The organism is Actinomadura sp. HBU206391, assembly GCF_014323665.1.
Lineage (GTDB): Bacteria > Actinomycetota > Actinomycetes > Streptosporangiales > Streptosporangiaceae > Actinomadura_C.
This window is the reverse complement of record NZ_JABVEB010000472.1, coordinates 1-2684: the sequence shown is the minus strand read 5'-3', so window position 1 is coordinate 2684 and position 2684 is coordinate 1. Positions and strand designations below refer to the sequence as shown.

Sequence of the window (2684 nt, the reverse complement as noted above, 5' to 3'; positions counted from 1 at the left end):
AGAGCGCTACCTTGACACGGTAGAGGTCACTGGTTCAATCCCAGTATCGCCCACCACAGTTTGTGCAGGTCAGAGGCCCTGTCCCCCATCGCGGGGATGGGGTCTCATGCTGTTTCTGGAGATATATTGGAGATCATCTTCGGTTGAGCGCTACCGCCCGCCTCCACCCTCCCCGCTTCCCCGTCACGCTGGGTGATGCTGTCACGGAGCTTGGAAGGGACGATGGTCAGGAGCTTCGCGCGCTCGCCGCTGGTCAGCTGGGTGATGGATGTCTCCCAGCGGGCCTGCAGCACCTTCAGCGTACGCTGCTTGGTCTCGGGTGTGAGGTGTTCGTAGACCTCGGCCATCCCCGGCAGTTTGTGCCCGAGCCGCGCGGCGCGGCCGATGTCGGAGATGCCGTCATCGGACAACCACGTGCGGTGGGTGTGGTGGCCTTCGTGGAAGGTGAAGCCCGCCAGCACCGGCGAGATGCGCTCCTGCGGATCGGTGTTGTCGGGGTCGCCATCCCAGGCGGGACGCCAGGACCAGCGGGTGAAGTTGCCCCGGCGTAGCACCTGTGGGGTGCGGAAACCCGGTTCTAGGTACTGACCTGCGGTTTTCCACAGGTGCTATGCCACGTTCCGGTACTCGTTGATCAGGCCGTCGACGGCTTGGCGGCGTTTGAGCCGGATGTGATTCAGATCGGTAGGAGTCCCCGTTGGTGGCGGTGGTTGGGGCGGTCGCCGGTCTCGTGCCCGGTGCGGGCGGTGGGTGTTGTAATGACGCTCGTAAGCGGTGAGCACCCGACGAAGGTGCTGCTCGTTGTAGATCAAGAGCCGGTCAGTGCATTCCCGCCGTACGGTCCCGACCCAGCGTTCGGCGATTGCGTTCGCCCACGGTGCACGGACCGGTGTCCGGATCACCCGGACACCGAGCGAGGTGAACACCTCATCGAAGACACCGGTGAACTTCGCGTCGCGGTCCCGGATGAGGAACCGGAGCTGTTCGGCTCGGTCGCCCAGGTCCATGACCAGATTCCTGGCCTGCTGAGCGACCCACGCACCCGTCGGGTTCGCCGTGGCCCCTGCGATGTGCACGAGCCTGGTGGCGTGCTCGACGAAGAACAGCACATAGATCCGCTTGAGGAATGCAGTGTCGACGTGGAACAGGTCGCAGGCGATGATCCCTTCGGCCTGCGCGTTCAGAAACTGTCCCCAGGTGGAGCCGCTGCGCCGTGGTGCTGGGCCAAGGCCGGCGCGTTTGAGGATGGAGCAATAGTCAAGACCTGTGGATCAAGATCTTTTAGGCTGCTTCGGGTTGGGGCTTGTCGTCGGGTCGTTCGACGAGCTTGCCGCCCGCGAAGGTCGCACCGGCGCGGACGAGGGCGACCAGGTGGGGAGCGTTCACGGCGCGCCAGCGGGCCTGGGCCGACTCGATGAGCTTGAACGCCATGGCCAGGCCGGCGGCCCGTGAGCCCGGCCCCTTGGTGACCTTGGTCCGATGCCTGACCGTGGCGAAGGTGCTCTCGATGGGGTTGGTCGTGCGCAGGTGGATCCAGTGCTCGGCCGGGAAGTCGTAGAAGGCCAGCAGCTCGTCCAGGTCGTCGGTGACCTTGGCGACGGCCTTTGCGAACTTGACGCCGTAGGCCGCGTGGAACGCCTGGACCGCTTTCAGCGCGTGGTCCTTGTCCTCGGCGTTCCAGATCTCGGCCAGGGCCTTCTTCGCCCCCGGGTGCGCCGACTTGGGGAGCGACCCAAGGACGTTAGCGATCTTGTGAAACCAACACCTTTGCTCCTTGGCCTGCGGGAACACCTCGCGCAGCGCAGTCCAGAACCCCAGCGCACCATCACCGACCGCCAGCACCGGAGCACGCATGCCACGCCGGGCGCAGTCGCGCAGCAGGTCGGCCCACGACTCGGTGGACTCGCGGTAGCCGTCGGCCAGCGCGACCAGCTCCTTGCGGCCATCAGCACGGACCCCGATCATCACCAGCAGGCACAGCCCGTGCTCTTCCAGCCGGATGTTGACGTGCACACCGTCGGCCCACAGGTAGACGTAGTCGACCTGCGACAGGTCACGCTCGGCGAAGGTGCGCTGCTCGGCCTTCCATTGCCCGATCAGCTTGGTGATCACCGAGGCCGACAGCCCGGCGGTCGAGCCGAGGAACTGGCCTAGCGCGGGCACGAAGTCCCCGCTGGACAGGCCGTGCAGGTACAGCAGCGGCAACACCTCGGTCAGCTTCGGGGTCTTGCGGCACCAGGGCGGCAGGATCGCCGAGGAGAACCGCTTGCGCTCACCGGTCTGCGTGTCGACGCGCTTGTCGTTCACCCGCGGCGCCTTCACCTCGACCGCACCCGCGCTGGTCAGCACCTCACGAGGCTGGTGATGGCCGTTACGGACCACCAGACGCCGACCCCGCTCGTCACGCTGGTCGGCGAACTGGGCGATGTAGGCATCCACCTCGGCCTGCAACGCCTCGGCCAGCATCCGGCGGGCGCCCTCCCGCACGATCTCATCAATCAACGAGGCCGCCGGAGACGTCTCGTCGGACTGATCGCGGCCGGACGGGTCCGGGACTACGGTGAGCATCGGGTGTACCTTCCCAGCCGACGCTGCAACGTCGGCCTGCTTGGAGAACCTGCTAAGTGATCCGGGAAGGTACACCCCTTCCCGGCAGATCCACAGGTTTCAAGCATTGCTCTCCT

At 65.9% G+C, this 2684-nt stretch carries 3 protein-coding genes; all 3 read right to left on the bottom strand.

Annotated features, from left to right (window positions below; translation table 11 throughout):
* Positions 1-104: 104 nt before the first annotated feature.
* On the bottom strand, positions 105-554 hold the full coding sequence (locus tag HKK72_RS41900) for a hypothetical protein (RefSeq protein ID WP_261987595.1): 450 nt from the start codon (positions 552-554) through the stop codon (positions 105-107).
* A 54-nt stretch (positions 555-608) separates the two neighbouring features.
* The gene (locus HKK72_RS38460; protein ID WP_222721670.1) at positions 609-1109 is read right to left on the bottom strand and encodes an integrase core domain-containing protein; all 501 of its coding nucleotides are present in this window, start codon (positions 1107-1109) and stop codon (positions 609-611) included.
* A gap of 172 nt (positions 1110-1281) precedes the next feature.
* On the bottom strand, positions 1282-2568 hold the full coding sequence (locus tag HKK72_RS38455) for an IS256 family transposase (RefSeq protein ID WP_187239301.1): 1287 nt from the start codon (positions 2566-2568) through the stop codon (positions 1282-1284).
* Between the last annotated feature and the right edge of the window lie 116 nt (positions 2569-2684).